This window comes from Bifidobacterium jacchi (assembly GCF_009078285.1).
GTDB lineage: Bacteria > Actinomycetota > Actinomycetes > Actinomycetales > Bifidobacteriaceae > Bifidobacterium > Bifidobacterium jacchi.
Genome location: NZ_RQSP01000003.1, coordinates 150,802 through 151,631, shown reverse-complemented (window position 1 = coordinate 151,631; position 830 = coordinate 150,802). Strand labels below are relative to the sequence as shown.

2 protein-coding genes are annotated in these 830 nt (G+C 69.2%); both read right to left on the bottom strand.

Translation table 11 applies throughout. From position 1 onward, the window contains the following. Positions 1 to 82: 82 nt before the first annotated feature. Positions 83 to 370 (bottom strand): hypothetical protein, encoded by a 288-nt coding sequence (locus EHS19_RS11835; RefSeq protein WP_151916114.1) that lies wholly within the window; start codon positions 368 to 370, stop codon positions 83 to 85. Positions 371 to 379: 9 nt separating this feature from the next. Next, positions 380 to 721, bottom strand: coding sequence for a hypothetical protein (locus tag EHS19_RS11830; RefSeq protein ID WP_338325020.1), 342 nt, complete (start codon positions 719 to 721; stop codon positions 380 to 382). Between the last annotated feature and the right edge of the window lie 109 nt (positions 722 to 830).

Below are 830 nucleotides of genomic sequence, written 5' to 3'. Positions count from 1 at the left end.
TTGAGATCGCCGGCGTGGTTGAGCCATTCCACGACGAGGCGTTCCGGGACGATGACAGGCTCGTCGGGCGTGTTCGTGTCCATCAGCCGCCTCCCAACGCGTTGACGAGCGTGTTGTGCTTCGCGTTGTGTCGGTAGCAGCCGGGATCGCCCGTGCTGGTCGCGATCGAGGCCGCGCCCCGGCTCGTGGGCCGGGCGTCCAGGGCTCGGAACCGCGCGTGCTCGGGATGCTCGCATTCGCCGCGCGCCCGGCTGTTGGCCCGGTCGGCGAGACGCTGCGCCTCCGCGTCGAGCACGGCCATGACCTCGGGGGAGCGGCGGTACTCGGTGAACGCGGGCAGATTCAGCCTCACGATGTTCGTGTTCGCCATACCGGTCTCCTATCCCCTAGAATCCGACAGTTCCACGAGCAGGTTCCACCGGGTGGGCGTAAGCCCCCCGTCCACGGGGATGGGGTCGCCTATCACCTGGTAGTCGAGGCCGCGCACCGTGACCCGCGCGCCGCGCAGCGGACGGTACGCCCATGCGCGGGGGAACGCGCAGGTGAGCGCGACCGACACGCCCTCGGGGCGGGTGGAGTCGGTGGCGTTCGCCTGCGCGCCCGGTTTGACGAGCACGTCGGCCACGGTCTGCGACTCCTCCGCCCATATGGGGTTGTTGCCGTCGTCGCGTTCGCCCGTGTCGATGCGCCATGTGACGGTCACCTGTTCGCCGCTCATCATGACGCCGCCTTTCCGGTGGCCATGTCGATGGAACACATGCGCTGCCGGCCGATGCCGAGGAGCCTGCGTTCCGTCTGGTTCGGGTACAGGTCGCCCATCGGGTTCGCGT

What these genes read in the sequence shown, in the direction of transcription:
- EHS19_RS11835 (WP_151916114.1), bottom strand. Translation starts at nt 370, where the DNA reads ATGGCGAACACGAACATCGTGAGGCTGAATCTGCCCGCGTTCACCGAG.
- EHS19_RS11830 (WP_338325020.1), bottom strand. Translation starts at nt 721, where the DNA reads ATGATGAGCGGCGAACAGGTGACCGTCACATGGCGCATCGACACGGGC.